Raw genomic sequence first — 23,924 nt, 5'->3', positions numbered from 1 at the left:
CCGCCGGTCGCCGTTCGGGCCGCCCTGACGCCGTTCCGTCTGTCACCATCCCGGAGGCCCCCCGAGCTCTCGCCCCGGGGCGGAACGGACACCAGGAGGAACCTCGTGCGACGCAGCACCTCGACGACCGTGGCCCTGTTCACGGCCGCGCTCACCCTCGCCGCCTGCGGAGGCAGCGACGACGGCGGAGGTGGCGGTGGCGGCGGTGCCGGCGGCGACGCGGCCGAGGCGACCTCGCTGTCGGACTTCGGCTCGATGGACGACCTGATCGAGGCCGCGCAGGAGGAGGGCGAGCTCAACGTCATCGCCCTGCCGCCGGACTGGGCGAACTACGGCGAGATCATCTCCACCTTCGAGGAGAAGTACGACATCACGGTCAACAGCGCCTCGCCCGACGGCTCCAGCCAGGACGAGCTGAACGCCGTCGAGAGCCAGCGCGGCCAGGACCGGGCGCCCGACGTGCTGGACCTCGGCACCGCGTTCGCCCGCCAGGCCCAGGCGCAGGACCTGCTCGCGCCCTACCAGGTGCAGACCTGGGACGAGATCCCCGAGGGCCAGAAGGACCCGGAGGGCCACTGGTACAACGACTACGGCGGCTACATCTCGATCGGCTGCAACGCCACGATCGTGACCGAGTGCCCGCAGACCATGCAGGACCTGCTCGACCCGCAGTACCGCGGCCAGGTGGCGCTCAACGGCAACCCGACCCAGGCCGCGGCGGCCTTCGGCGGGGTCTGGGCGGCGGCGCTGGCCAACGGCGGTGACCTCGACGACATCGGCCCGGGCATCGACTTCTTCGTCCAGCTCAAGGACGCCGGGAACTTCAACCCGGTGGAGAGCACCCCGGCCACCATCGAGAGCGGCGAGACGCCGATCGTCCTCGACTGGGACTACCTGAACGCCGCCTACGACGAGGGGCTGGCCGAGGTCGGCACCGAGTGGGAGGTCGTGGTCCCCAGCGACGGGCTCTTCGGCGGCTTCTACAGCCAGGCGATCAGCGCCTACGCGCCGCACCCGGCGGCCGCCCGCCTGTGGCAGGAGTTCCTCTACAGCGACGAGGGCCAGAACCTGTGGCTGGCCGGCGGTGCCCGCCCGGTGCGCCTGCCCGCGATGGAGGAGGCCGGCACCGCCGACGCCGAGGCACTCGCCGCACTGCCGCCGGTCGAGGCCGAGGTCGAGTTCCCGACCGAGGAGCAGGAGAGTGCTGCCAAGGAGGTCGTGACGGCCCGCTGGAACGAGGAGATGTCCGGCTGAGCACCACCCTCCCGGACGCCCCCGGCGCGCACCGCGCCACCCTCGCGGCCGTGCTCGGCACGGTCCCGTTCTTCGTCTACCTCGCGGTCTTCCTGCTGCTGCCCTTCGGCGTGCTCGCGGTGGAGGCCTTCCGGGTCACCGATCCGGTCACGTTCGACGAGGGGTGGTCGACCGACAACATCGGCCGGATCACCGAGGGCGCCTACGGACGGTCCTACATGGGCAGCCTGGAGCTGTCGGCGATCACGGCCGTCCTGAGCGCCGCCCTCGGCCTGGCCCTGTCGATCGCGATCCTGCGGTCCCGTCGCGGGCAGACGCTGCGCCGGCTGGTGCTCACCGCCTCCGGCGTCCTGGCCAACTTCGGCGGGATCCCGCTCGCCTTCGCCTTCCTCGCGACGATCGGCAACGCCGGGGTCGCGACCTCGCTGATCACCGACCTGCTGGGCTTCGACGACTTCTCGCTGACCTCGATGGCCGGCCTGGCGCTGGTCTACCTGTACTTCCTGATCCCGCTGATGGTCCTCACCATCACCCCCGCCCTGGAGGCCCTGCGGCCGCAGTGGCGGGAGGCGGCGGACAACCTCGGCGCGAGCGGCTGGCAGTACTGGCGGCACGTCGGCGGCCCGGTGCTCGCCCCGCCGGTGCTCGGCGCGACGATGCTCCTCTTCGCCTCCGCGTTCTCCGCCTACGCGACCGCGCGGGCGCTGGTCGGCAGCAGCGTCCCGCTGGTCACCCTGCAGATCGCCGACTCGCTGTCGAGCAACGTCGTCGTCGGCGCGGAGAACCTGGGCAAGGCCCTCGCTCTGGGCATGGTCGTCCTGATCGGGCTGGTGATGGTCTTCTACGCCTGGGTCCAGCGGCGCGCGCAGCGGTGGCTGGCATGACGGCGATGACCACCGGGGTGACCGGCGCCGGCAGCGTCGCCCCGGAGACGCCGGTCCGGCCCGGCCGCCGCGGCACCGGGTGGTGGCGCTGGGTCGTGTTCGCCGTCCTCGGCGCCTACTTCCTCATCCCGCTCGGCGCCTCGATCTGGTACTCGGTCGACGACCGCCGCGGGGGCGGGATCACCGTCGAGCCCTACACCCGGATCCCGGGCGCCGAGGGGTTCGCCGAGGCGTTCGGCCGTTCGCTGCTGCTGGCACTGCTGACCGTCCTGATCGTCCTCGCGCTGCTGCTGCCGGTCGTCGTCCTGGTGGAGCTGCGGCTGCCCCGGCTGCGGACGACGGTGGAGATCCTCACGCTGCTGCCCCTGGTGCTACCGCCGATCGCGCTCGTCGTCGGCGTCCGCAGCGTGCTCGCCTGGGCGCCGGACTACTTCCTCGGCACCCCGGTCGCCGAGTTCATGTTCGCCCTCCAGGAGCCCGAGCTGCCCTGGATCCTGGTGCTGGTCTACGTGGTGCTGGCGATGCCGTTCGTCTACCGCGCCCTGGACGCCGGCGTCCGCGGCGCCGGGCTGCGCACCCTCACCGAGGCTGCCCGCAACCTGGGGGCGTCCTGGCCCCGGGTCATGCTCTCGGTCGTCCTCCCGGTGCTCCGCACGTCGGTGCTCAACGCCGCCTTCCTGGCCGTCGCGCTGGTGCTGGGGGAGTTCACCGTCGCCAACATCCTGGGCTTCGAGACGTTCCCCACCTGGATCGTGAAGGCGGCCGCCGCCGAGCCGCAGCTGTCGGTGGCGGTGTCGGTGCTCTCGCTGCTGCTCACCTGGGGGCTGCTGCTGCTGATCTCCGCGCTGGACCGCCAGCGCAAGGGGGAGGACTCCGCATGACCGCCGTCCCGTCGACCACGTCGACCACCGCACCGCAGGACAACACCGCCGCGGCCGAGCTGCGCAGCCGCCCGGGCGTGGGCGTCCGGCTGGAGGGGCTCACCCGGCGGTACGGCTCCGTGCTCGCCCTCGACGGCCTCGATCTCGACGTCGCCGGCGGGGAGTTCCTCGCGCTGCTCGGGCCGTCGGGGTGCGGGAAGACGACGGCGCTGCGGGCGATCGCCGGCTTCGAGCGCCCCGACTCCGGCCGGGTGCTGCTCGACGGCGAGGACGTCACCGGCGTCCCGGCCAACAAGCGGGACATGGGCATGGTCTTCCAGGCCTACAGCCTCTTCCCGAACCTGACCGTGGCCGACAACGTGGCCTTCGGGCTGACCGTGCGCCGCCGGGGCGGCAAGGCCGAGCGTCGCGCCCGCGCCGCGGAGCTGCTGGAGCTCGTCGGGCTCGCCGACCGGGCCGGCCGCTACCCGCACCAGCTGTCCGGTGGCCAGCAGCAGCGGGTGGCCCTGGCACGGGCGCTCGCCGTCGAGCCCCGTGTCCTGCTGCTGGACGAGCCGCTGTCGGCGCTCGACGCCCAGGTCCGCGTGCAGCTGCGCGAGGAGATCCGCCGCCTGCAGCTGGAGCTGGGCATCACGACCGTCTTCGTCACCCACGACCAGGCCGAGGCGCTGTCGGTGGCCGACCGCGTCGGGGTCATGCGCGCCGGACGGCTCGAGCAGGTCGCCTCGCCCGACGAGCTCTACGAGCGACCGGCGACGGCGTTCGTCGCCCAGTTCGTCGGCACGATGAACCGCATCCCGGCGGTCCTCGGCGACGGCGACGTCGAGTTCCTCGGCGTCCGCCGCGAGGTCCTCGGCACCACCCCGCCGCCCGGTCCGGCCGTGGCCCTGGTCCGCCCCGAGGGGCTCCTGGTCACCGCCGACGACCGCGGCCCGGGTCGGGTGGTCACCCGGACGTTCTCCGGCGCCGTCACCCGGATCGCGGTCGCGCTGCCGGACGGTCTCGAGGTGCTCGTCGACGTCCCCAGCGTCGAGAGCCAGGACCTCACGCCGGGGACGGCGGTGACGGTGACCCCGGCCGAGCGACCGGCGCTGGTCGCCGCCGCCGAGCCGGAGCGGGAGGCGTGAGCGCGCCGGACGTCGTCGACCACTCCGACCCGGCGGGGCGCGCCTGGGTGGACCGCGCGGTCGCCTCCGTCGAGGCCGACGCGCACCGCAGCGCCGACACCCACCTGCTCACCTACCCGCTGCCGCCCGAGTGGGGCATCGACCTGTACCTCAAGGACGAGTCGACGCACCCGACCGGCAGCCTCAAGCACCGGCTCGCCCGCTCGCTGTTCCTGTACGGGCTCTGCTCCGGCCAGATCACCGAAGGCACTCCCGTGGTCGAGGCCTCCAGCGGGTCCACCGCGGTGAGCGAGGCCTACTTCGCGCGGATGCTCGGGCTGCCCTTCATCGCGGTCATGCCCGCCTCGACCAGCGCCGAGAAGGTCGCGCTCATCGAGTTCCACGGCGGCCGCTGCCACTTCGTCCAGGACCCGCCCGCCATGTACGAGGAGGCCCGGCGGCTGGCCGCCGAGTGCGGCGGGCACTACCTCGACCAGTTCACCTACGCCGAGCGGGCCACCGACTGGCGCGGCAACAACAACATCGCCGAGTCGGTCTTCGAGCAGATGGCGCTGGAGCGCCACCCGGTCCCGGAGTGGGTCGTCGTCGGCGCGGGCACCGGCGGGACGAGCGCCACCATCGGCCGGTACATCCGCTACCGGCGGTTCCCCACCCGGCTGGCCGTCGTCGACCCGGAGAACTCGGCGTTCCTCCCCGGCTACGCCGCCGGGGACCCGGCGTGCACGACCGGGACGCCGTCCCGGATCGAGGGCATCGGCCGGCCGCGGGTGGAGCCCTCCTTCGTCCCGACGATCGTCGACCGCATGATCGGCGTCCCGGACGCGGCGTCGCTGGCCGCGATGCGCCACCTGGCCGAGGCCACCGGCCGCCGGGCCGGCGGCTCGACCGGCACCAACCTGTGGGGCGCGTTCTCGCTCGTGGCCGGGATGCTGCGGGACGGCGTGCGGGGCAGCGTCGTCACCCTGCTGTGCGACGGCGGCGAGCGCTACGCCCACACGTACTACTCCGACGAGTGGGTCGCCGCGGCCGGGCTGGACCTGGCGCCGCACGCCCGCACGCTGCGCCGCTTCACCGAGACGGGGGAGTGGGCGCCCGTCGGGTGACCGGGCTCACCGGCCTCCGACATCCCCGGCATCTTTACCTGGAAGTAACCTCCATGATCGGAGCCAGGCGGGCCGTCGGGCTCGCGTCCCCCTGACCGTCTCGGAGGTAGGTCTGGCGATGAACATCGTCGTTCTGGTCAAGCAGGTCCCGGACTCGGGAACCCAGCGTTCCCTGGACCCGTCGGACAACACCGTCGCCCGTGCCGGCGCGGACAACGTCGTGAACGAGATCGACGAGTACGCCATCGAGGAGGCGCTCACCGTCAAGGAGGCGCAGGGCGGCGAGGTCACCGTGCTGACCGTCGGCCCGGCCAGCGCCACCGACGCGATCCGCAAGGCGCTGTCCATGGGCGCCGACAAGGCCGTCCACGTCGTCGACGACGCCATCCACGGCTCGTGCGCCATCCAGACCTCGGCCATCCTCGCCGCGGCGCTGCAGCAGATGGAGTACGACCTCGTCCTCACCGGCGCCACCTCCACCGACGGCCAGGTGGCGGTCATGCCGGCCCTGCTCGCCGAGCGCCTCGGGATCCCGCAGGTGTCGGGCGCCCAGAAGCTCACCGTCGAGGGCTCGACGGTCAAGGTGAACCGGCAGACCGACGGCGGCTACTGGGCCCTCGAGGCCCCGCTCCCGGCGATCGTCTCCACCTGGGACACGATCAACGAGCCGCGCTACCCCTCCTTCAAGGGGATCATGGCCGCCAAGAAGAAGCCGGTGGAGACCAAGTCCCTGGCCGACCTGGGCATCGACCCCTCGACCGTGGGCCTGGCCAGCGCCACCAGCTCGGTGCTGGACTTCGCCGGCCGCCCGCCGAAGGGCGAGGGCGTCAAGGTCAACGACGAGGGCGACGGCGCGCAGAAGTTCGTCGAGTACCTCGCCAGCCAGAAGATCGTCTGAGCCCGGACACAGGTAGAGGAGACAAACAGTCATGGCAGAGGTCCTGGTCCTGGCCGAGGTCAACGCCACCGGTGACGGTGTGCGCAAGACGACGCTGGAGGCGCTGACCGCCGCCCGCGCCCTCGGCGACGTGTCCGCGGTCGCCATCGGTGCCCCCGGTGTCGCGGCCGTGCTGCGCGACAAGCTGGCCGAGTACGGCGCGGCGACGATCTACGTCGCCGAGAGCCCCGAGGTCGACGAGTTCCTCGTCGCCCCCAAGGCCGAGGTGCTCGCGCAGCTGGTGGGCGAGAAGTCGCCGGCCGCCGTGGTCATCCCGTCCTCCCCGGAGGGCAAGGAGATCGCCGCCCGCGTCGCCCTCAAGACCGGCAGCGGCTTCCTGACCGACGTCACCGAGATCGCCGCCGACGGCACCGCGACCCAGCTGGCGTTCGCCGGCCAGGTCATCGTGCACTCGAAGGTGAACGTCGGGACGCCGATCTACACGCTGCGCGGCAACTCGGTCGCTCCCGAGCCGGCCCCGGCCGCGGGCGCCGAGCAGCAGGTGAGCGTCTCGATCTCCGACGCCGCCAAGGCCACCCGCGTGGTCGACCGCGTCGTCGAGCAGAAGTCCTCGCGGCCGGAGCTCACCGAGGCGGCGATCGTCGTCTCCGGTGGTCGCGGCGTCGCCTCGGCGGAGAACTTCTCCATCATCGAGGGGCTGGCCGACTCCCTCGGCGCGGCCGTCGGCGCCTCCCGCGCCGCGGTCGACTCCGGCTTCTACCCGCACAGCTTCCAGGTCGGGCAGACCGGCAAGACGGTCTCCCCGCAGCTGTACGTCGCGGTCGGCATCTCCGGCGCCATCCAGCACCGGGCCGGCATGCAGACCTCGAAGAACATCGTGGCCATCAACAAGGACCCCGAGGCCCCGATCTTCGAGCTGGCCGACTTCGGCGTGGTCGGCGACCTCAACGTCGTCGTCCCGCAGGCCACCGAGCTGATCACCGCGCGGAAGTAACCCCAGCAGGTCCTGATCGGGCGCCGGTCTCCTCCCGAGGAGGCCGGCGCCCGATCGCGTCCGGAGACGGTGAGCGGGAGAGGAGACGAGGTGGCCGACGACGGCATCTTCGGTCCGCGGCTGCGGCTGCGGACCGCCGGTCTGCTGCTGCTGGTCACCCTCGTCGCGTTCGAGTCGATGGCCGTGGGGACGGCGATGCCGACCGCGGTCACCGAGCTCGACGGCCTGGCCTGGTACGGCTGGCCGTTCTCCGCCTACCTCGTCGCCTCGGTGGTCGGGATGGTCGTCGGCGGCGACGTGGGCGACCGCCGCGGCCCGCGGACGGCGCTGCTGGCCGGGGTGTCGGTCTTCGCGCTGGGCCTGCTCGCCGCGGGCGTCGCCGGGTCCATGGCCGCGCTGGTCGCCGGTCGCGCCGTGCAGGGCCTGGGCGGCGGGCTGGTCGCCGTCTCCCTCTACGTCGTCGCCGGCCAGGCCTACCCGGCGTCGCTGCGACCGGCGCTGTTCGGGGCGTTCTCCACCGCGTGGGTGGTGCCCTCCCTCGTCGGGCCGGTGGTCTCCGGCCTGGTGACCGAGCACGCCAGCTGGCGGATGGTCTTCCTCGGCCTGCTCCCGCTCGTGGTGCTGGGCCTGCTCCTGATGCTGCCCGCGGTGCGGCAGCTGCCCGTGCCGGACGGCACGGCGGCGCGGGCGCCCGGCCAGAAGTGGTGGGCCGGGCTGGCCGGGCTCGGCATCGCCGCCCTCCAGTACGCGGGGCAGCGGCTCGACGGGCCCGCCGTCCTCCTGGCGGTCGCCGGGCTGGCCGCGCTGGTCCTGGGGTTGCGCCCGCTCCTCCCGCCGGGCACCGCCCGCGCCCGCCGGGGCCTGCCCACGGTCGTCGCCTCGCGCGGTCTCCTGGCCGGGGCGTTCTTCGGCGTCGACGCGCTCCTGCCGCTGAGCCTCACCCACCTGCACGGCTACTCGCCGGTCGCCGCCGGCATCCCGCTGACCGCCGGCTCGCTGGGCTGGGCGCTGGCGTCGTTCTCGCAGGGCCGCCGTCCCGGGCTCTCGCGGGCGCGGCTGCTGCGCGCCGGTTTCGTGCTCCTGACCCTCGGCGTCGCCGGCACGGCCCTGATCACCGTGCCGGGTCTCGGTGGGTGGCCGGCGTACGTCACCTGGGCCGTCGCCGGCCTCGGCATGGGGCTGGGCATGCCGAGCGTGGGCGTGCTGCTGTTCGAGCACTCGCCCGAGCACCGCCGGGGCGCGGACTCCGCGTCGCTGCAGATCGCCGACGTCACGACCGCGGCGCTGTGCGTCGGCGTGGTCGGCGTCCTCGTGGGAGCCGCGACCCAGGGCTCCCTGCCCCTCTCCGGTGCGGTGCTCGCCGCCGTGGGTCTGCTGACCGCCGTGGCCGCCACGGGTGCCCTCGTGGCCCCGCGTGCGGCCGGTCCGACGGCCGGACCGGCCCCTGGGTCGCCCACGACTACATTGGGGGCGGTGACCGGGGAGCCGTCCCGGGGGCCGGCATGACGGTCACGTGGCCGACGAGCGCCAGCGAGGAGGGCCAGTGACGTACCTGGACCACGCGGCGACGACGCCGGTGCTGCCCGAGGTCCTCGCGGCGATGACCGAGCAGCTGGGCCGGGTGGGCAACGCCTCCTCCCTGCACGCCAGCGGCCGGGCCGCCCGCCGCACCGCCGAGCAGGCCCGCGAGCGGCTCGCCGCGGCGCTGGGCGCCCGCCCGTCGGAGGTGCTGTTCACCGGGGGCGGCACCGAGAGCGACAACCTCGCGGTCAAGGGGATCTCCTGGGCCCGCCGGGAGGCCGACCCGCAGCGGCGCCGGATCGTCACCAGCCCGATCGAGCACCACGCCGTCCTCGACAGCGTCGAGTGGCTGGCCAAGCACGACGGCGCCGAGGTGACCTGGCTGCCCGTCGAGCCGACCGGCCGGGTGACCCCCGAGGCACTGCGCGCGGCCCTCGGCGACGGCTCCGACGTGGCTCTGGTCAGCGTCATGTGGGCCAACAACGAGATCGGCACCGTCAGCGACCTCGCCGCGCTGGCCGCCGTCGCGCACGAGGTCGGCGTCCCGCTGCACACCGACGCGGTGCAGGCCGTGGGCCAGGTGCCGGTGGACTTCGCCGCGAGCGGCGTGGACGCGCTCACCCTGACCGGCCACAAGTTGGGCGGCCCCATGGGCGCCGGCGCGCTGCTGCTGCGCCGCGACGCCGCGTGCATGCCGCTGCTGCACGGTGGCGGGCAGGAGCGCGACGTGCGGTCGGGCACCCTCGACGTCGCCGCGATCGTCGGGCTCGCGGTCGCCGCCGACGTCGCCGTCGCCGGCCGGGAGGACCGCGCCGCCCGCCTGGCCGGGTTGCGCGACCGGCTCGTGGCCGGGGTGGTGGCCCAGGTGCCGGACGCCCAGCTCAACGGCGCTCCGCTGGACGACGAGCTCGCCGGGGGCCCGGGCCGGCTGCCGGGCAACGCCCACCTGTCGTTCCCCGGCGCCGAGGGCGACGCGCTGCTGATGCTGCTCGACGCCCGCGAGGTCGAGTGCTCCACCGGCTCGGCGTGCAGCGCCGGGGTCGCCCGGCCCAGCCACGTGCTGCTCGGGGTGGGTGCCGACCCCGACCGGGCACGCAGCTCGCTGCGGTTCTCGCTCGGCTCCACCTCCACCGAGGCCGACGTCGACGCGGTGCTCGACGTGATCGCGCCGGTGGTCGAGCGGGCGCGCCGGGCGGGGATGAGCCGGGCGTGAGGCGACAGGGAGTGAGCATCGCAGCGAGGTCGGCGAGCGAGGAGCGGAGCGACCGCGGAGCCGAACCGGAGGCGGCGTGAGGGTCCTCGCCGCGATGAGCGGCGGGGTGGACTCCGCGGTCGCCGCAGCCCTCGCCGTCGAGGCCGGTCACGACGTGACCGGCGTGCACCTGGCGCTGTCCCCGGACCGGCAGACGCTGCGCAGCGGTGCCCGGGGCTGCTGCAGCGTCGAGGACGCCCACGACGCCCGCCGTGTCGCCGACGAGCTGGGCATCCCGTTCTACGTCTGGGACCTCGCCGAGCGGTTCGCCGCCGACGTCGTCGAGGACTTCGTGGCCGAGTACGCGGCCGGTCGCACGCCCAACCCGTGCCTGCGCTGCAACGAGAAGATCAAGTTCAGCGCCGTGCTCGACCGCGCCCGGGCACTGGGCTTCGACGCCGTCGTGACCGGTCACCACGCCCGGCTGGCCGACGGCGAGCTGCGCCGCTCGGTCGACGCCGGCAAGGACCAGTCCTACGTGCTGGCGGTGCTCACCGCCGAGCAGCTGGCCGGTGCCGTCTTCCCGCTCGGGTCGATGACCAAGGAGCGGGTGCGCGAGCTCGCCGCCGAGCGCGGGTTCGCCGTCGCCACCAAGGCCGACTCGCACGACATCTGCTTCATCCCCGACGGCGACACCCGCGGCTTCCTCGCGCGGAAGCTGGGGGAGCAGCCGGGGCCCCTGGTCGACGCGGCCACCGGAGCGACCGTGGGCGAGCACTCGGGGACCTACGGGTTCACCGTCGGCCAGCGCCGCGGGCTGGGAGTGAGCGTCGGTGACCAGCGCCCGCGGTACGTGCTGGGCATCGAACCGGCGACGCGCACGGTCACCATCGGCACGGCCGACCTGGCCGGCGTCCGCGAGGTCCGCACCGGCGCCCCGACCTGGACCGGCCCGGCGCCGTCGCTGCCGCTGCGCGCCGCAGTGCAGCTGCGGGCCCACGCCGCCGCGGTGCCGTGCTCGGTCGAGGCCTCCCCGGAGGGGCTGGTCATCGCGCTCGACCAGGTGCAGCGCGGCGTGGCCCCCGGGCAGTCGGCGGTGCTGTACGCCCCCGACGCGGAGCGGGGTGACCTGGTGCTCGGGCAGGGCGCCGTCTTGCGCGCCGGTTAACACCGGGCAACGTCTCCGACCCGCTCTGGGACACCTCCTCGACGGGAGCTACCTTCTCGGAGGCGTACCGGTCCGTCACGGACGGTCGCCTCCCGAGAAGCTCGTGGGCCGCACGCCCGCCGCACCACCTCTCCCCGGGTGGTCACCGTCCTGGAGGACCTCCCTTGCGCAGAACGCGCCTGTCCGTGGCCGCCGTCCTCGCGGCCGCCGGCACCACCACCGCCCTCGTCGGGCTCCCCGGGACGGCCTCGGCCGCCGCCGGCGACCAGGTGCAGATCATCGCGATGAACGACTTCCACGGGCGGATCAGCCCGCAGGAGGGCGGCGACGGCACGCTGATCACCTCGCCCGGTCCCGACGGCGTGTACGGCGACCCCGCACCGACCGACGACGTGTCCGAGGCCGTCGGCGGGGCGGCCCACATCGCCACGACGCTGGCCCAGCTGCGGTCGTCGTTCGGCAACGCCGGCGACTCGGTCTTCGTCGGCGCCGGGGACCTGGTCAGCGCCTCGCCGTTCAACTCCAGCGTCTTCCGCGACGAGCCCACCATCGAGGTACTCAACGCCCTCGGCCTGGACTACAGCGCGGTGGGCAACCACGAGTTCGACCGCGGCCAGGAGGAGCTCTACCGGATCTCCGCGGCCACCGACGGCGAGGGCTCGGACGACGTCACCGCCTGCGAGGGGATCACCCCCGGGGTGGACGGCTGCTTCGGCGACGCCGGGCACGAGTTCGAGGGGGCGGACTTCCCCTACCTCGCGGCCAACGTCGTGGACACCGCGACCGGGGAGCCGATCCTCCCGCCGTACGAGGTCTTCACCGACACCCGCGGCAACCGGGTCGGCCTCATCGGCGTGGTCACCGACGACACCCCGAACATCGTCAGCCCGGGGGGCATCGCCGGCCTGACCTTCGGCGACGAGGCCACCGCGATCGACCAGTACGCCACCGTCCTGCAGGGCATGGGCGTGGAGGCGATCGTCGCGATGGTCCACGAGGGCGGCACGCAGACCGCCAACAGCGGCTACGACACCTGCCAGGGCGCCCTGGCGAACACCCCGATCGCGGCGATCAACGCCGCCGTCGCGCCCTCGGTCGACGTGCTCGTCAGCGCGCACACCCACGTCCCGTACGACTGCACGCTGGTCGACCCCGCGGGCGCGCCGCGGCTGGTGACCCAGGCCGGCTTCTACGGCAAGGCGCTGACCGACATCCGGCTCACGCTGACCGCCACCGGCGACGTGGACCGCGCCGCCAGCACGGCCACCAACGTGCCGGTCCGCCGGGCCGCGCCCGACCCCGCCGTCCAGGCGATCGTCGCGTACTGGGAGGCGCGCGCCGCCGAGGCCGGTGCCGAGGTGGTCGGTACGCAGACCGGCGACCTCGACCGCGCGTACCTGGCCGGCGCGCCCGTGCGGGACAGGGAGTCCTCGCTCGGCAACCTCGTGGCCGACGCCCAGCGCGCGGCCTGGCCGGGCGCCGATGTCGCCTTCATGAACCCGGGCGGACTGCGGGCCGACATCGACTGCGCCGCGGGCACCCCGGCCGGGAGCATCACCTACGCCGAGACCTTCGGGGTCCAGCCGTTCAGCAACACGGTCAACGAGGTGACGCTGACGGGGGCGGGCATCGAGCAGGTGCTGGAGCAGCAGTGGGCCACCCGCAGCGGCGCGGCGAGCTTCCTGCAGCTGTCGGTGTCCGGCCTCACCTACTCGTTCGACCCGAACCGACCGGCCGGGAACCGCGTCGACCCGGCCTCGATCCGCATCGGCGGCCAGCCTCTCGACCTCGCGGCGCAGTACTCCGTGGTGGCCAACTCCTTCCTCGTCGAGGGTGGCGACAGCTTCACCGCCTTCCGCAGCGGGCGCCCCGCCGGGGAGACCGCGACCACCGGGCCCAACGACGTCGACGTGTTCAACGCCTACATCGGTGCCGCGTCGCCGATCAGCCCGCCGGCACTCGACCGTGCGGTGTCGCTCGACCCGGCCCAGCCGTTCGACGACGACCGCAGCGGCGCCGGCCCGTGCGAGCTGACCACGACCCCGCCCATCCCGCCGACCACCCCGCCCGCGACGCCGCCGGTGGTCACCCCGCCGATCGCCGGGGGCGGCACGGTCCCCGGTGGGACGGCGCCCGTGGCGACCCGTCCGGCTGCCGGCGGCGGGCGCACCCCGGCCGACGGGGGACGACCGGTCGCCGCCGACGGCCGGACGACCGAGGACGACCTCGCCTACACCGGGGCCGACGTGGTGCCGCTCGCCGTCACCGGGGGGCTGCTCCTGCTGGTCGGGGCTGCGCTCTCCGTCGCGGGCTACCGTCGGCGCCGTGGCCTCGCCGACCGACCCAGCGTCTGACCCGACCGATCCCGGACCCGACCGGGGGCCGGCCCCGGCAGCGTGGGGGCCGGCCACCGGCGTGGGGTCGCTGCCCGGCACCGACCCGGTCGAGGCACTGCGGGTGGTGCTCGGCGAGCTGCCCGACCTCCCGCACCTGCCGGAGCTCCCCGGTCGCGGGGCGGGGGCCGACCTGCTCGGGCGCAGCGCCGCGCTGCTGGTCGACCTCGCCGTCGACCTGACGCCCGCCGGCTGGCGGCTGGTCCCGCGCGGCGGGGTCGACCAGCGCCGGGCACGGGAGTTCCTCGCCCGGGACCTCGACGCGCTGCACGACCTGGCCGCGGGCTACACCGGGACCCTCAAGGTGCAGGCGGCCGGGCCGTGGACCCTCGCCGCCGGCCTGGAGCGGATGCGCGGCGACCGGGCGGTCGTCGATCCCGGCGCCCGTCGGGACCTGGGCCAGTCGCTGGCCGAGGGCATCGCCGCGCACGTCGCCGAGGTCTCCGCGCGGGTGCCGGGCGCACGCGTGGTGGTGCAGCTGGACGAGCCGAGCGTGCCCGCCGTCCTGCAGGGCGGTCTGCCGACCGCGAGCGGCTTCGGCAAGCTGCCGGCGGTCGAGGCGAGCGCGGTGCAGCAGGAGCTGGCGGCGGTGGTCGAGGCGGTGCCGGGGCCGGTGGTCGTGCACTGCTGCGCCAACCGGGCACCGCTGGAGCTGTTCCGCGCATCGGGCGCGGCCGCGGTCTCCTTCGACCACGGCCTGGTGCAGGACCAGGACGCCGTCGGCACGGCCGTCGACGCCGGCCTGCACCTCGTGCTCGGCGTCGTGCCGGGCACCGACGCCACCCTGCCGGCGCCGAAGGCCACCGCCTCCCGGCTCCGGGCGTGGTGGAACGAGCTCGGCTTCGCCGCCGACGAGCTCGCCGGGGCGGTCACCCTGTCGCCGGCGTGCGGCCTGGCCGGCGCCTCGCCGGCGTACGCCCGGCAGGCGCTGACCCACGTCCGCGAGGCGGCGAGGTACCTGCTCCCCGAGTGACCACGACCGGGTGATCGCCGCGGGTGGACCGTCGTACCCGGCAGTTACCGTTCGACCGTGAGCACGGACGCCGACGCCCTCCAGGACGCCGCCCCGCAGGTCGCCGCCCCCGTCGAGCGGGAGGACCTCACGGAGGTCCCCGACGAGGTCCGCACGCGCCACCGCGACCTCTCGGAGGAGCTCGACCGGTACGCCTTCGCCTACTACGTGCAGGACGCGCCGCTGGTCAGCGACGGCCAGTACGACGAGCTGATGACCGAGCTCAAGCAGCTCGAGGCCGCGCACCCGGCGCTGGTCACCCCCAACTCGCCCAGCCAGAAGGTCAACGGCGGCTTCACCGCGACGTTCGCGCCGGTCCAGCACCTGGAGCGGATGCAGAGCCTGGACAACGTCTTCAGCAGCGACGAGCTGTCCGCGTGGGCGGCCCGCGTCGAGCGCGACGCCGGCAGCGGCGTCAGCTGGCTGTGCGAGCTCAAGATCGACGGCCTCGCGGTGGCGCTGCTCTACGAGCGTGGCCGGCTCGTCCGCGCCGCCACCCGCGGCGACGGGACGACGGGGGAGGACGTCACCGCCAACGTCCGGACCATGGCCGACGTCCCGCCGCAGCTCACCGGCTCCGACCTCCCCGAGCGACTCGAGGTCCGCGGCGAGATCTACTTCCCGGTCGCCGGGTTCGCCGAGGTCAACGCCGGCCTGGTCGAGGCCGGCAAGGCGCCCTTCGCCAACCCCCGCAACGCCGCCGCCGGCTCCCTGCGGCAGAAGGACCCGCGGGTCACCGCGTCGCGCCCGCTGCGGCTGATCGTGCACGGGCTCGGCGCCCACGAGGGCTGGCAGCCCGAGCGGCAGTCGCAGGCCTACGACCGGCTGCGCGAGCTCGGCCTGCCGGTGAGCGACCGGTACGAGGTGGTCGACGACCTCGAGGGCGTGTGGGCCTACATCGAGCGCTACCGCGAGCAGCGGCACTCGGTCGAGCACGAGATCGACGGCGTCGTGGTGAAGGTCGACCAGGTCTCCCTGCAGCGCCGGCTCGGCTCGACGTCGCGGGCGCCGCGGTGGGCGATCGCGTTCAAGTACCCGCCGGAGGAGGCCACGACCAAGCTCCTCGACATCCGCGTCAACGTCGGGCGGACCGGCCGGGTGACGCCCTTCGCCTACATGGAGCCGGTGAAGGTCGCCGGGTCGACCGTCCAGCTGGCGACGCTGCACAACGCCTCCGAGGTCGTGCGCAAGGGCGTGCTCATCGGCGACACCGTCGTCATCCGCAAGGCCGGGGACGTCATCCCCGAGGTGCTCGGCCCGGTCGTCGCGGCCCGGACCGGCGACGAGCGCGAGTTCGTCATGCCCACCCACTGCCCCGAGTGCGGCACCGAGCTGCGGCCGGAGAAGGAGGGCGACGCCGACATCCGCTGCCCCAACGCCCGGTCCTGCCCCGCGCAGCTGCGGGAGCGGGTCTTCCACGTCGCCGGCCGTGGCGCGTTCGACATCGAGAACCTCGGCTACGAGGCGTCGATCTCGCTCCTGCAGAGCGGGCTGCTGAGCGACGAGGGCGACCTGTTCGACCTCGACGCCGAGAAGCTGCAGCGGTCGGACTTCTACACGAAGAAGGACGGCACGCTGTCGGCCAACGGGCAGAAGCTGCTGGCCAACCTGCAGACCCGCAAGGACGTGCCGCTGTGGCGGGTGCTGGTGGCGCTGTCGATCCGGCACGTCGGGCCGACCGCCGCGCAGGCGCTGGCCCGGGACTTCCGCTCGCTGGACCGCATCGCCGAGGCGACCGAGGAGGAGCTGGCGGCCGCCGACGGCGTGGGGCCCACGATCGCGCGCGCGGTCCGGGACTGGTTCGACGTCGACTGGCACCGCGGGGTCGTGGAGAAGTGGCGGGCGGCCGGCGTCCGCATGGCCGACGAGGGGGAGGACGCCGGTCCCGGCCCGCTCACCGGGGTGACCGTCGTCGTCACCGGCTCGCTGCGCGACTTCAGCCGCGACCAGGCCATCGCCGCCATCCAGGAGCGCGGCGGCAAGGTCACCGGCTCGGTCAGCAAGAAGACCGGGTTCGTCGTGGTGGGCGCCGATCCGGGCAGCAAGTACGACAAGGCCGTGCAGGTCAAGGCGCCGATCCTGGACGACGACGGCTTCCGGGTCCTGCTGGACGACGGCCCCGACGCCGCCCGCGCGGTCGCCACCGTCGGCGACGGCGGCGACGCCGGACCGGCCGAGGAGCCGCCGCCCGCCTGACGGCGGCTCACCAGTCGAAGACCGACCAGCAGAGGTCGTTGCGCAGCCGCTGGTCGTCGAGCACCAGCTCGCGGATCGGCGCCGGGAGCCGGTCCTGCTGCCAGCGGCACTCGGCGCGCCCGGCGGCCTCGCTCGCCTCCGGCGCGGCGGCGGCGCGCACCGCCTTGATGGCGTAGGCGGCCGCCCCCAGCTCGTGCGCGGCGACGTGCGCGACCACCGCGGCCTGGCCGGCGGCGTAGGCGGCGTGCCGCGCCGCTCCGCGCAGGTCCCGTGCGGCGCCCATCGCATGGCCACCCAGCGCCCGCGCCTCCATCATCCGGAGCTCCCCGCGCACCCAGGCCCGCGCCGCCTCGATCGCCGCCCGCGGCCGGGGGTCCTCCGGTCGTGCGGATTCGAACAGGCCGAGCACGTGCTCGGCGCACTCCGCCGCCCACAGCGCGAGGAGGTGGTGGTCGGGGTCGGAGAGCGTCCCGCCGCGGCGGACGGTCACGAACCGCGGGTCCCGGACCGGCGGCAGGATCACGGCCGGGCGCCGGCTACGCCGGGGGGAGGTGGGCGACCGTCGCGGCGATGCCGGTCAGGTGCACCAGCCGGAGCAGCTCCGAGCGGCGGAACGCCGGCCCGCCGGACCGGCCGATGACGACCGCGGTGCGCGGCGAGCCGAACGGCGTGGCCATCATCTCGATCGCCATCTCCCGCCACCGCTCGGGCAGCCACCCGTCCTCGCTCGGCAGCAGCCGCGCCCCCTCCAGTGGCAGCCAGGGCAGCGTCATGCCGTCGAAGGAGGGTGCCGCGTCGGAGGCGGCGAGGACCTCGCAGGAACCGCCGTCGCCCTGCAGGACCGCCGCCCAGCCGCTGGTGAAGACGCGGGGCAGCTCCGCGGCCAGCAGCTTGATCGCCAGGCTCGGCTCGGGGGAGCGCTCGCCCGCGCGGGCCAGCGCCTCCAGCAGCTCCAGCTCCCGGTGGGTGTCCAGCGGGCCGGAGAACGGCCGCAGCGACTCCACCTCCACGCCCTCCACCGCCTGCGCGGCGGTGATCAGGCCGTCGGGCAGCCGGTCCGGCGGGAGGTCGATGACGATGTCGTCGACGGCGACCCCGTTGCCGCGCTCGAGCACGTCGACGGACACGATGTCGACCCCGGCGGCACCGAGCGCGGTGGCCACGGCGCCGAGGATGCCTGGCCGGTCGGGGACGACCAGCCGCAGGAGATAGGACACGGTTCCTCCGGGCGTCCCTCGGTTGCGGGTCGATCGTCGTCGATCGGCGAACCCCGTCAGCTTCCCCCATGACGCACCGCCCGGTCGAGCGGCCGGTGGAACGGCATCGGCCGCCGAACGCGCTGGCACGGCCCACGTACAGTGGCGGGGTTGGTTTCCCCGGTCCCGCACGCTCCCGCACCACCCGGTCCGGGCCGGCGGCGGGACGGCGCACGAGTGGAGTCCCGCCGCAGCATGAGCACCCCGCCAGCGAACGCAGCCCTGGGCAGGGAGGACATCGCGCACCTCGCGCGGTTGTCCCGCCTCGCCCTGACCGAGGACGAGCTCGACCGCTTCGCCGGGCAGCTGGGCGCCGTCCTCGACGCCGTCGCCCAGGTGGGCAAGGCCGACGTCGCCGACGTCGACCCCACGACGCACGCGGTGCCGCTGACCAACGTGCTGCGCGCCGACGTCGCCACCCCCAGCCTCCCGCGCGACGTCGTCCTCGCCGGCGCGCCCGCGGCCGAGGACGACCGGTTCCGCGTGCCCCGCATCCTGGGCGAGGAGTGAGCGTGGCGGAGCTGACCGAGCTCGACGCCGTCGAGCTGCGCGACCGCCTGGCCTCCGGCGAGCTCTCCTCCGTGGAGCTCACCCGGGCCTACCTCGACCGCATCGCCGCGGAGGACGGCGCCGTCGGCGCCTACCTGCACGTCGAGGGGCGCGCCGCGCTGCAGCGGGCGGGGGAGATCGACACGGCCCGCCTCGCCGGCGAGGAGCTCGGCCCGCTGGCCGGCCTGCCGGTGGCGCTCAAGGACGTCTTCGTCACCGAGGGCGTCCCGACGACCAGCGGCTCGAAGATCCTGGAGGGCTGGCGGCCGCCCTACGACGCGACCGTCGCCGGCCGGCTCAAGGACGCCGGCACGGTGCTGCTGGGCAAGACCAACATGGACGAGTTCGCCATGGGCAGCTCGACCGAGAACTCCGCCTACCGGGTCACCCGCAACCCCTGGGACCTGGCCCGCATCCCGGGCGGCTCCTCCGGCGGGTCGTCGGCGGCCGTCGCCGGTGGCCTGGCGCCGTGGGCGCTGGGCACCGACACCGGCGGCTCGATCCGCCAGCCCGCCGCGGTCACCGGCCTGGTCGGGCACAAGCCGACCTACGGCTCGGTCTCCCGGTACGGGCTCATCGCCTTCTCGAGCAGCCTGGACCAGGCCGGTCCGATGGCGCGCACGGTCCTCGACGCCGCCGTCCTGCACGAGGCGATCGGCGGGCACGACCCGCGCGACTCCACGAGCATCGACGCCCCGCTGCCGCCGCTGGCCGAGTGCGCGCGCCGCGGCGCCACCGGTGACCTGAAGGGCCTCCGGGTCGGCGTCGTCCGCGAGCTGGGCGGGGAGGGCCACACCGACGGCTACGAGGAGGGCGTGCTCGCCCGCGTCGCCGAGGCGGTGCAGCTCATGGAGGGCATGGGCGCCGAGGTCCGCGAGGTCTCCTGCCCGAGCTTCGACCTGGCGCTCCCGGCCTACTACCTGATCGCGCCCAGCGAGGCGTCGTCGAACCTGGCCCGCTTCGAGGGCATGCGGTTCGGCATCCGGGTGGCCGACGACGGGGCGCACGACCTCGACGAGGTCATGGCACTCACCCGCGAGCAGGGCTTCGGGCCGGAGGTGAAGCGCCGGATCATCCTCGGCACCTACGCCCTGTCGGCCGGCTACTACGACGCCTACTACGGGCAGGCCCAGAAGGTCCGCACGCTCATCACCCGGGACTTCACCAGCGCGTTCGAGGACGTCGACGTGCTGGTCAGCCCGGTCACCCCGACGGTCGCCTTCCCGCTGGGCACCCGCGTCGACGACCCGCTCGCCATGTACGCCGCCGACCTCTGCACGCTGCCGGCCAGCCTCGCCGGACTGCCGGCGATCTCGGTGCCCTGCGGGCTCTCCGAGGGGCTGCCGGTCGGGCTGCAGATCATGGCCCCGGCCCTGGCCGACGACCGCTGCTACTCGCTGGCCGCGGCGGTCGAGGCCGCGCTGGACAGCGCCCGCGGTTCGCGGTTCCTGGACCAGCTCACCACCGCGGGCGGCGCGGCGTGAACGGGCCCCTCAAGGCGGCGTGGGCACTGACCGCCTTCGTCGTCGTCGCGGGCGTCGTCCTGTGGATCACCACGGACCGGCCCGTCTTCGCCGTCTTCATCGTCCTCGGACTGCTGACCGGGGCCGGCGCCTGGATCACCGGCCGGTCCCTCCCCAAGGAGGACACGACACCGTGACCACCCACACCGGCGACCGGCTCGTCGAGTTCGCCGAGGTCCTGACCCGCTACGAGCCGGTCATCGGCCTGGAGACCCACGTCGAGCTGGGCACCGCCTCGAAGATGTTCTGCGGCTGCGCGACCACCTTCGGCGCCGAGCCCAACACCCAGACCTGCCCGGTCTGCCTGGGACTGCCCGGCTCGCTGCCCGTCGCCAACGCCGCGGCCGTCGAGCACACCATCCGCATCGGGCTGGCGCTGGGCTGCCGGATCGCGTCCTGGTCGCGCTTCGCGCGGAAGAACTACTTCTACCCGGACATCCCCAAGGGCTTCCAGACCAGCCAGTACGACGAGCCGCTGTGCACCGCGGGGCACCTCGACGTCGAGGTCGACGGCGAGACCTACCGGGTGGAGATCGAGCGGGTGCACCTGGAGGAGGACACCGGCAAGAACCTCCACGTCGGTGGCGCCACCGGGCGCATCCACGGCGCCGACCACTCGCTGGTCGACTTCAACCGGGCGGGCATCCCGCTGGTGGAGATCGTCACCCGGCCGATCCCCGGTGCGGGCGCCAAGGCCCCCGAGGTCGCCCGCGCCTACGTCACCGAGCTGCGCGAGATCGTGCAGGCGCTCGGTGCCTCCGACGTCCGCATGGAGCAGGGCAGCCTGCGCTGCGACGTGAACACCTCGCTGGCCCCGATCGGCAGCCTGGAGTGGGGCACCCGCACCGAGACCAAGAACGTCAACTCGCTGCGCTCGGTGGAGCGCTCGGTGCGCTACGAGATGCGCCGGCAGGCCGCCGTGCTCGACGCCGGCGGGCGGGTGCTGCAGGAGACCCGCCACTTCCACGAGGACACCGGCAGCACCTCGCCGGGGCGGAGCAAGGAGGAGGCCACCGACTACCGGTACTTCCCCGAGCCCGACCTCGTGCCGCTGGCCCCCGACGCCGCGTGGGTGGAGAAGCTCGCCGCGGACCTGCCGGAGCTCCCGGCCGCCCGCCGCGCCCGCCTCATGGAGGAGTGGGGGCTGTCGGCGACGGAGATGCAGTGGCTGGCGAACGCCGGCGCCCTCGGTCTCGTCTCCGACACCGTGGCCGCCGGCGCCACCCCGGGCGACGCCCGCAAGTGGTGGCTGGGCGACCTGGCCCGTCGCGCCAACGAGACCGGGGTGGAGCTCACCGACCTGGCGGTCACCCCCGCCCAGGTCGCGGAGCTGGCGGCCCTGGTCCGCGACGGCAAGATCAACGACAAGCTCGCCCGTCAGGTGCTGGACGGCGTCCTCGCCGGCGACGGCGGCCCGGACGAGGTCATGACCGCGCGCGGACTCGTGGTGATGGGGGAGTCCGACGAGCTGGTGGCGGCCGTCGAGGCGGCCATCGCCGGCGCGCCCGACGTCGTGGAGAAGGTCCGCGGCGGCAAGGTGCAGGCTCTCGGCGCGCTGGTGGGCTCGGTCATGAAGGCCACCCGCGGCAAGGCCGACGCGGCCACGGTGAAGCGCATGCTCGAGGAGCGCGTGATCGGCTAGCACGGCCGTGCCCGGTGGCGGGCCCCGGAGGGGTCCCCGCCGGGTGCGGCGGTCGTGGCTCAGCGCAGCCGGGGGACGGCACGTGGCCGCGGTGCGGTCCGGGAGGACCGCAGTGTCACAGCGGGCTCTCCTGCCCCGACGCGCCGGGCGGGAGGATGCGCAGCACCCGGTCGTCGTCCTCGCCGGGCTCGCCGGCGCCGTCGCGGTTCGACGTGGTGATCCAGAGCGCGCCGGTCTGCTGCTCGAGGACGACGGTCCGCAGCCGGCCGTACCGGTCGGGGATCAGCTCCTCGGGCACGTCGACGGGCGCGCCGCTGCCGTCGAGGGTCACCGAGTAGACCCGCTCGCCCTCGAGCGCGCCGAGGTGGATGGTCGGGCCGGCCACCGCGCAGCCGGCCAGCCCCCCGACGGCGTCGTCGATCTCCTGCACCGGAGCGGTCGAGCCGCGGACCTCGGTGGGGAAGCCCGCGTCGGCGCCGGCGACCACCTCGGTGAGCTCGTCGGGACGGTCGCTCGCGTCGTCGGTGGCGTAGATCGTCTCGTCGCCGGCCGCGCACAGGGCGGTCACGTTGCTGAAGCCGCGGCCGAAGACGACGTCGCCGTCGACCGGCTGGCCGAAGACGTCGATCCGCAGCACCTTGCCGGCCAGCGAGGCCGGGTCCTGGGCCAGGGCGGGGTTCCCGGTGTCGCCGGTGCCGACGTACAGCGAGCCGTCGACGCCGAAGAGCAGCGCGCCGCCGTTGTGCACCTCGCCGCGGGGGATGCCGACGAGCACCGGGTTGGGGGTGCCGCCGACGGGGAAGCGGACGACGCGGTTGTCGGTGGCGGTGGAGAGGTAGGCGTAGACCAGCCCGTCCTCGGCGAAGGTGGGGGAGAGCGCCAGGCCGTACAGGCCGCCGTCGCCGGCGGTGTCGATGCCGGGCACCACCATGAGCTCGCGCGCCGGTGACCGGTCGGGGAACACCTGGAGCAGGCGGCCGGTCTCCCGCTCCGCGACCAGGGCCGTCCCGTCGGGCAGCAGGACCAGGCCGGTGGGCACGTCCAGGCCGGTGGCGACGACGTTGCCGTCCTCCTGCCCCTCTCCGGAGCCGGAGCCGCCCCCGGAGGGCGGTCCGGCCGGGGGTGGCACCTGGCTGTCGCTCGGCGGCGCCACCTGCGGGGGCGGGCCCTCGGGGAGGGGACGCCAGTCGCCGCGGGGCTCGTAGCCACCGTCGCCGCCGCACCCGGCCACGACGCCGGTCAGCAGCAGTGCGCACGCCAGCCGGGTCGCGCGTCGTCGGTGCTCCCGCCTCACCCCTCCGACAGTACGTGCGCGTGGGAGCGCCGGGTGGTCGCCGGCCCGCAGGGATGTGGGAGCGGCAGGTGGGCGGGAGATCTGACGTCGTTCGCACGAGGACGTCATAGCTGCCGGCGGCGTCGCCGACGTGTGACCATCCACAGGTCGATCGGGTTTCCACAGATGCGTTTGCGCTGGTCAGGATGACGCCCCGCCGTTATCATCGAACATGTGTGCGAGAGCGTGAAGGCGGCCGTGACCGGGGCGAGCACTCCCGTCGAGGTCGCTCTCGGGGCTCTGTCCGCCGATCGTCGGCAGCGGTTGGTGGTCGGTCGTCCGCGGGGTTCGTGGGTCGTGGTGGCGATGCACGGCAGCGGTGCGGTGACGCCGGACTCGCTCGGCCGGGTGGCCCGTGCCCGGTCGTTGTCCGGGCCGGCCGGTGTGGTGGAGCCGGCTGTCGGTGATCCTCGGGTGCGGCTGCTCGAGGAGGGCGCCGAGCTGCTGGACGCGGTGGTGGACGTGGAGCGGCGGTCGGCGCAGCTGGCCGGAGCGCGGGTGCGGGCCCTGGCGTCGTTCGCCCGGTGCCGGCCGTCTGTGTGGGATCGGCAGCCCGGTGAGCGGGGCGCGGCCTCGGCCGCCTCGCGGGCGGCGCGGCCGGCGGTGCTGACCGAGGTCAGTGAGTGGGCTGCCGACGAGGTCGCGGTGCGGCTGCGGATCTCGGGGCGGGCGGCGTCGGAGTTGCTGGTCGAGTCGGTGGAGCTGGTCGAGCAGCTGCCGGGAACGCTGGCCGCCCTCGAGGCCGGGGACATCTCCTGGGCGCAGGCCCGGGCGCTGACCGAACTGCTGCGCCCGGTGACGGCGGGGAAAAAGGCGGCGGTGGAGGCCCGGGTGCTGCCGCGGGCGGGCCGGCAGACGGTGGCGCAGCTGCGGGAGTGCACACGACGGGCGATCGCCCGGATCGACGCCGACGCCGCGCTGCGCCGGCTGGAGACGGCCATCCGTGGGCGGAAGGTGACCCGCCAGGCCGGTGAGGACGGCATGGCGGTGCTCACCGC

At 74.6% G+C, this 23,924-nt stretch carries 20 protein-coding genes and 1 pseudogene; 18 read left to right on the top strand and 3 right to left on the bottom strand.

Annotated elements, in window-relative coordinates; translation table 11 throughout:
* The first annotated feature begins 105 nt into the window (after positions 1 to 105).
* The 13 genes and pseudogenes from DQ240_RS15820 (at position 106) to ligA (ending at position 16,623) form a co-directional block, all read left to right on the top strand.
* On the top strand, positions 106 to 1,254 hold the full coding sequence (locus DQ240_RS15820) for an ABC transporter substrate-binding protein (protein WP_113840586.1): 1,149 nt from the start codon (positions 106 to 108) through the stop codon (positions 1,252 to 1,254).
* Between the two features lie 50 nt (positions 1,255 to 1,304).
* Positions 1,305 to 2,138, top strand: coding sequence for an ABC transporter permease subunit (locus tag DQ240_RS15815; RefSeq protein WP_199589344.1), 834 nt, complete (start codon positions 1,305 to 1,307; stop codon positions 2,136 to 2,138).
* Positions 2,135 to 3,019, top strand: coding sequence for an ABC transporter permease (locus tag DQ240_RS15810; protein ID WP_233498756.1), 885 nt, complete (start codon positions 2,135 to 2,137; stop codon positions 3,017 to 3,019). The genes DQ240_RS15815 and DQ240_RS15810 overlap by 4 nt, the downstream gene beginning before the upstream one ends.
* The gene (locus tag DQ240_RS15805; RefSeq protein ID WP_113840585.1) at positions 3,016 to 4,146 is read left to right on the top strand and encodes an ABC transporter ATP-binding protein; all 1,131 of its coding nucleotides are present in this window, start codon (positions 3,016 to 3,018) and stop codon (positions 4,144 to 4,146) included. Before DQ240_RS15810 ends, DQ240_RS15805 begins: the two co-directional genes overlap by 4 nt.
* On the top strand, positions 4,143 to 5,249 hold the full coding sequence (locus DQ240_RS15800) for a PLP-dependent cysteine synthase family protein (protein WP_113840584.1): 1,107 nt from the start codon (positions 4,143 to 4,145) through the stop codon (positions 5,247 to 5,249). The genes DQ240_RS15805 and DQ240_RS15800 overlap by 4 nt, the downstream gene beginning before the upstream one ends.
* A 118-nt stretch (positions 5,250 to 5,367) precedes the next feature.
* Entirely contained in the window at positions 5,368 to 6,147 is a 780-nt protein-coding gene (locus DQ240_RS15795; RefSeq protein ID WP_113840583.1) for an electron transfer flavoprotein subunit beta/FixA family protein, read from the top strand.
* Positions 6,148 to 6,178: 31 nt separating this feature from the next.
* Positions 6,179 to 7,141, top strand: coding sequence for an electron transfer flavoprotein subunit alpha/FixB family protein (locus DQ240_RS15790; RefSeq protein ID WP_113840582.1), 963 nt, complete (start codon positions 6,179 to 6,181; stop codon positions 7,139 to 7,141).
* A 90-nt stretch (positions 7,142 to 7,231) separates the two neighbouring features.
* On the top strand, positions 7,232 to 8,647 hold the full coding sequence (locus DQ240_RS15785) for an MFS transporter (RefSeq protein WP_233498755.1): 1,416 nt from the start codon (positions 7,232 to 7,234) through the stop codon (positions 8,645 to 8,647).
* Positions 8,648 to 8,684: 37 nt separating this feature from the next.
* On the top strand, positions 8,685 to 9,875 hold the full coding sequence (locus DQ240_RS15780; protein WP_113840581.1) for a cysteine desulfurase family protein: 1,191 nt from the start codon (positions 8,685 to 8,687) through the stop codon (positions 9,873 to 9,875).
* A gap of 70 nt (positions 9,876 to 9,945) precedes the next feature.
* Positions 9,946 to 11,022, top strand: a pseudogene (gene mnmA, locus DQ240_RS15775) (tRNA 2-thiouridine(34) synthase MnmA); the annotation flags it as partial.
* Between the two features lie 164 nt (positions 11,023 to 11,186).
* Complete coding sequence (locus DQ240_RS15770; protein WP_199589343.1) at positions 11,187 to 13,376, top strand: bifunctional UDP-sugar hydrolase/5'-nucleotidase; 2,190 nt, start codon at positions 11,187 to 11,189, stop codon at positions 13,374 to 13,376.
* Positions 13,348 to 14,388 carry a methionine synthase gene (locus tag DQ240_RS15765; protein WP_113840579.1) on the top strand — a complete coding sequence of 347 codons (1,041 nt, stop codon included), beginning with the start codon at positions 13,348 to 13,350 and terminating at the stop codon, positions 14,386 to 14,388. The genes DQ240_RS15770 and DQ240_RS15765 overlap by 29 nt, the downstream gene beginning before the upstream one ends.
* Before the next feature lie 57 nt (positions 14,389 to 14,445).
* Positions 14,446 to 16,623, top strand: coding sequence for an NAD-dependent DNA ligase LigA (gene ligA, locus DQ240_RS15760; RefSeq protein ID WP_113840578.1), 2,178 nt, complete (start codon positions 14,446 to 14,448; stop codon positions 16,621 to 16,623).
* 7 nt (positions 16,624 to 16,630) lie between these two features.
* Here ligA and DQ240_RS15755 read toward each other — a convergent pair whose 3' ends face one another.
* Together DQ240_RS15755 and DQ240_RS15750 are read right to left on the bottom strand one after the other, a co-directional pair.
* Positions 16,631 to 17,146 carry a putative immunity protein gene (locus DQ240_RS15755; RefSeq protein ID WP_113840577.1) on the bottom strand — a complete coding sequence of 172 codons (516 nt, stop codon included), beginning with the start codon at positions 17,144 to 17,146 and terminating at the stop codon, positions 16,631 to 16,633.
* A 13-nt stretch (positions 17,147 to 17,159) separates the two neighbouring features.
* On the bottom strand, positions 17,160 to 17,840 hold the full coding sequence (locus DQ240_RS15750; RefSeq protein ID WP_113840576.1) for an ACT domain-containing protein: 681 nt from the start codon (positions 17,838 to 17,840) through the stop codon (positions 17,160 to 17,162).
* Between the two features lie 234 nt (positions 17,841 to 18,074).
* Here DQ240_RS15750 and gatC point away from each other — a divergent pair, with 234 nt between their 5' ends.
* Genes gatC through gatB form a run of 4 tightly spaced genes read left to right on the top strand, consistent with a single transcriptional unit; the run spans position 18,075 to position 21,593 of the window.
* A complete protein-coding gene (gene gatC / locus DQ240_RS15745) occupies positions 18,075 to 18,389 on the top strand; it encodes an Asp-tRNA(Asn)/Glu-tRNA(Gln) amidotransferase subunit GatC (protein WP_113840672.1) in 315 nt (104 codons plus the stop codon).
* A 2-nt stretch (positions 18,390 to 18,391) separates the two neighbouring features.
* The gene (gene gatA, locus DQ240_RS15740) at positions 18,392 to 19,912 is read left to right on the top strand and encodes an Asp-tRNA(Asn)/Glu-tRNA(Gln) amidotransferase subunit GatA (RefSeq protein ID WP_199589342.1); all 1,521 of its coding nucleotides are present in this window, start codon (positions 18,392 to 18,394) and stop codon (positions 19,910 to 19,912) included.
* Positions 19,909 to 20,088 carry a hypothetical protein gene (locus DQ240_RS15735; protein WP_113840574.1) on the top strand — a complete coding sequence of 60 codons (180 nt, stop codon included), beginning with the start codon at positions 19,909 to 19,911 and terminating at the stop codon, positions 20,086 to 20,088. Before gatA ends, DQ240_RS15735 begins: the two co-directional genes overlap by 4 nt.
* On the top strand, positions 20,085 to 21,593 hold the full coding sequence (gene gatB, locus DQ240_RS15730; protein ID WP_113840573.1) for an Asp-tRNA(Asn)/Glu-tRNA(Gln) amidotransferase subunit GatB: 1,509 nt from the start codon (positions 20,085 to 20,087) through the stop codon (positions 21,591 to 21,593). The genes DQ240_RS15735 and gatB overlap by 4 nt, the downstream gene beginning before the upstream one ends.
* 115 nt (positions 21,594 to 21,708) lie before the next feature.
* On the opposite strand, the gene DQ240_RS15725 is transcribed toward gatB, so the two are convergent.
* The gene (locus DQ240_RS15725) at positions 21,709 to 22,887 is read right to left on the bottom strand and encodes a sorbosone dehydrogenase family protein (protein ID WP_233498754.1); all 1,179 of its coding nucleotides are present in this window, start codon (positions 22,885 to 22,887) and stop codon (positions 21,709 to 21,711) included.
* Between the two features lie 213 nt (positions 22,888 to 23,100).
* Between DQ240_RS15725 and DQ240_RS15720 the strand changes: the two genes are divergently transcribed.
* Positions 23,101 to 23,924: DUF222 domain-containing protein (locus tag DQ240_RS15720; RefSeq protein WP_113840571.1), on the top strand; the 824-nt coding region annotated here is incomplete at its 3' end.

The sequence above is a fragment of the Blastococcus sp. TF02A-26 genome (genome assembly GCF_003319125.1).
Classification (GTDB): Bacteria; Actinomycetota; Actinomycetes; order Mycobacteriales; family Geodermatophilaceae; genus Trujillonella.
This window is presented reverse-complemented; position numbering and strand designations above follow the sequence as displayed.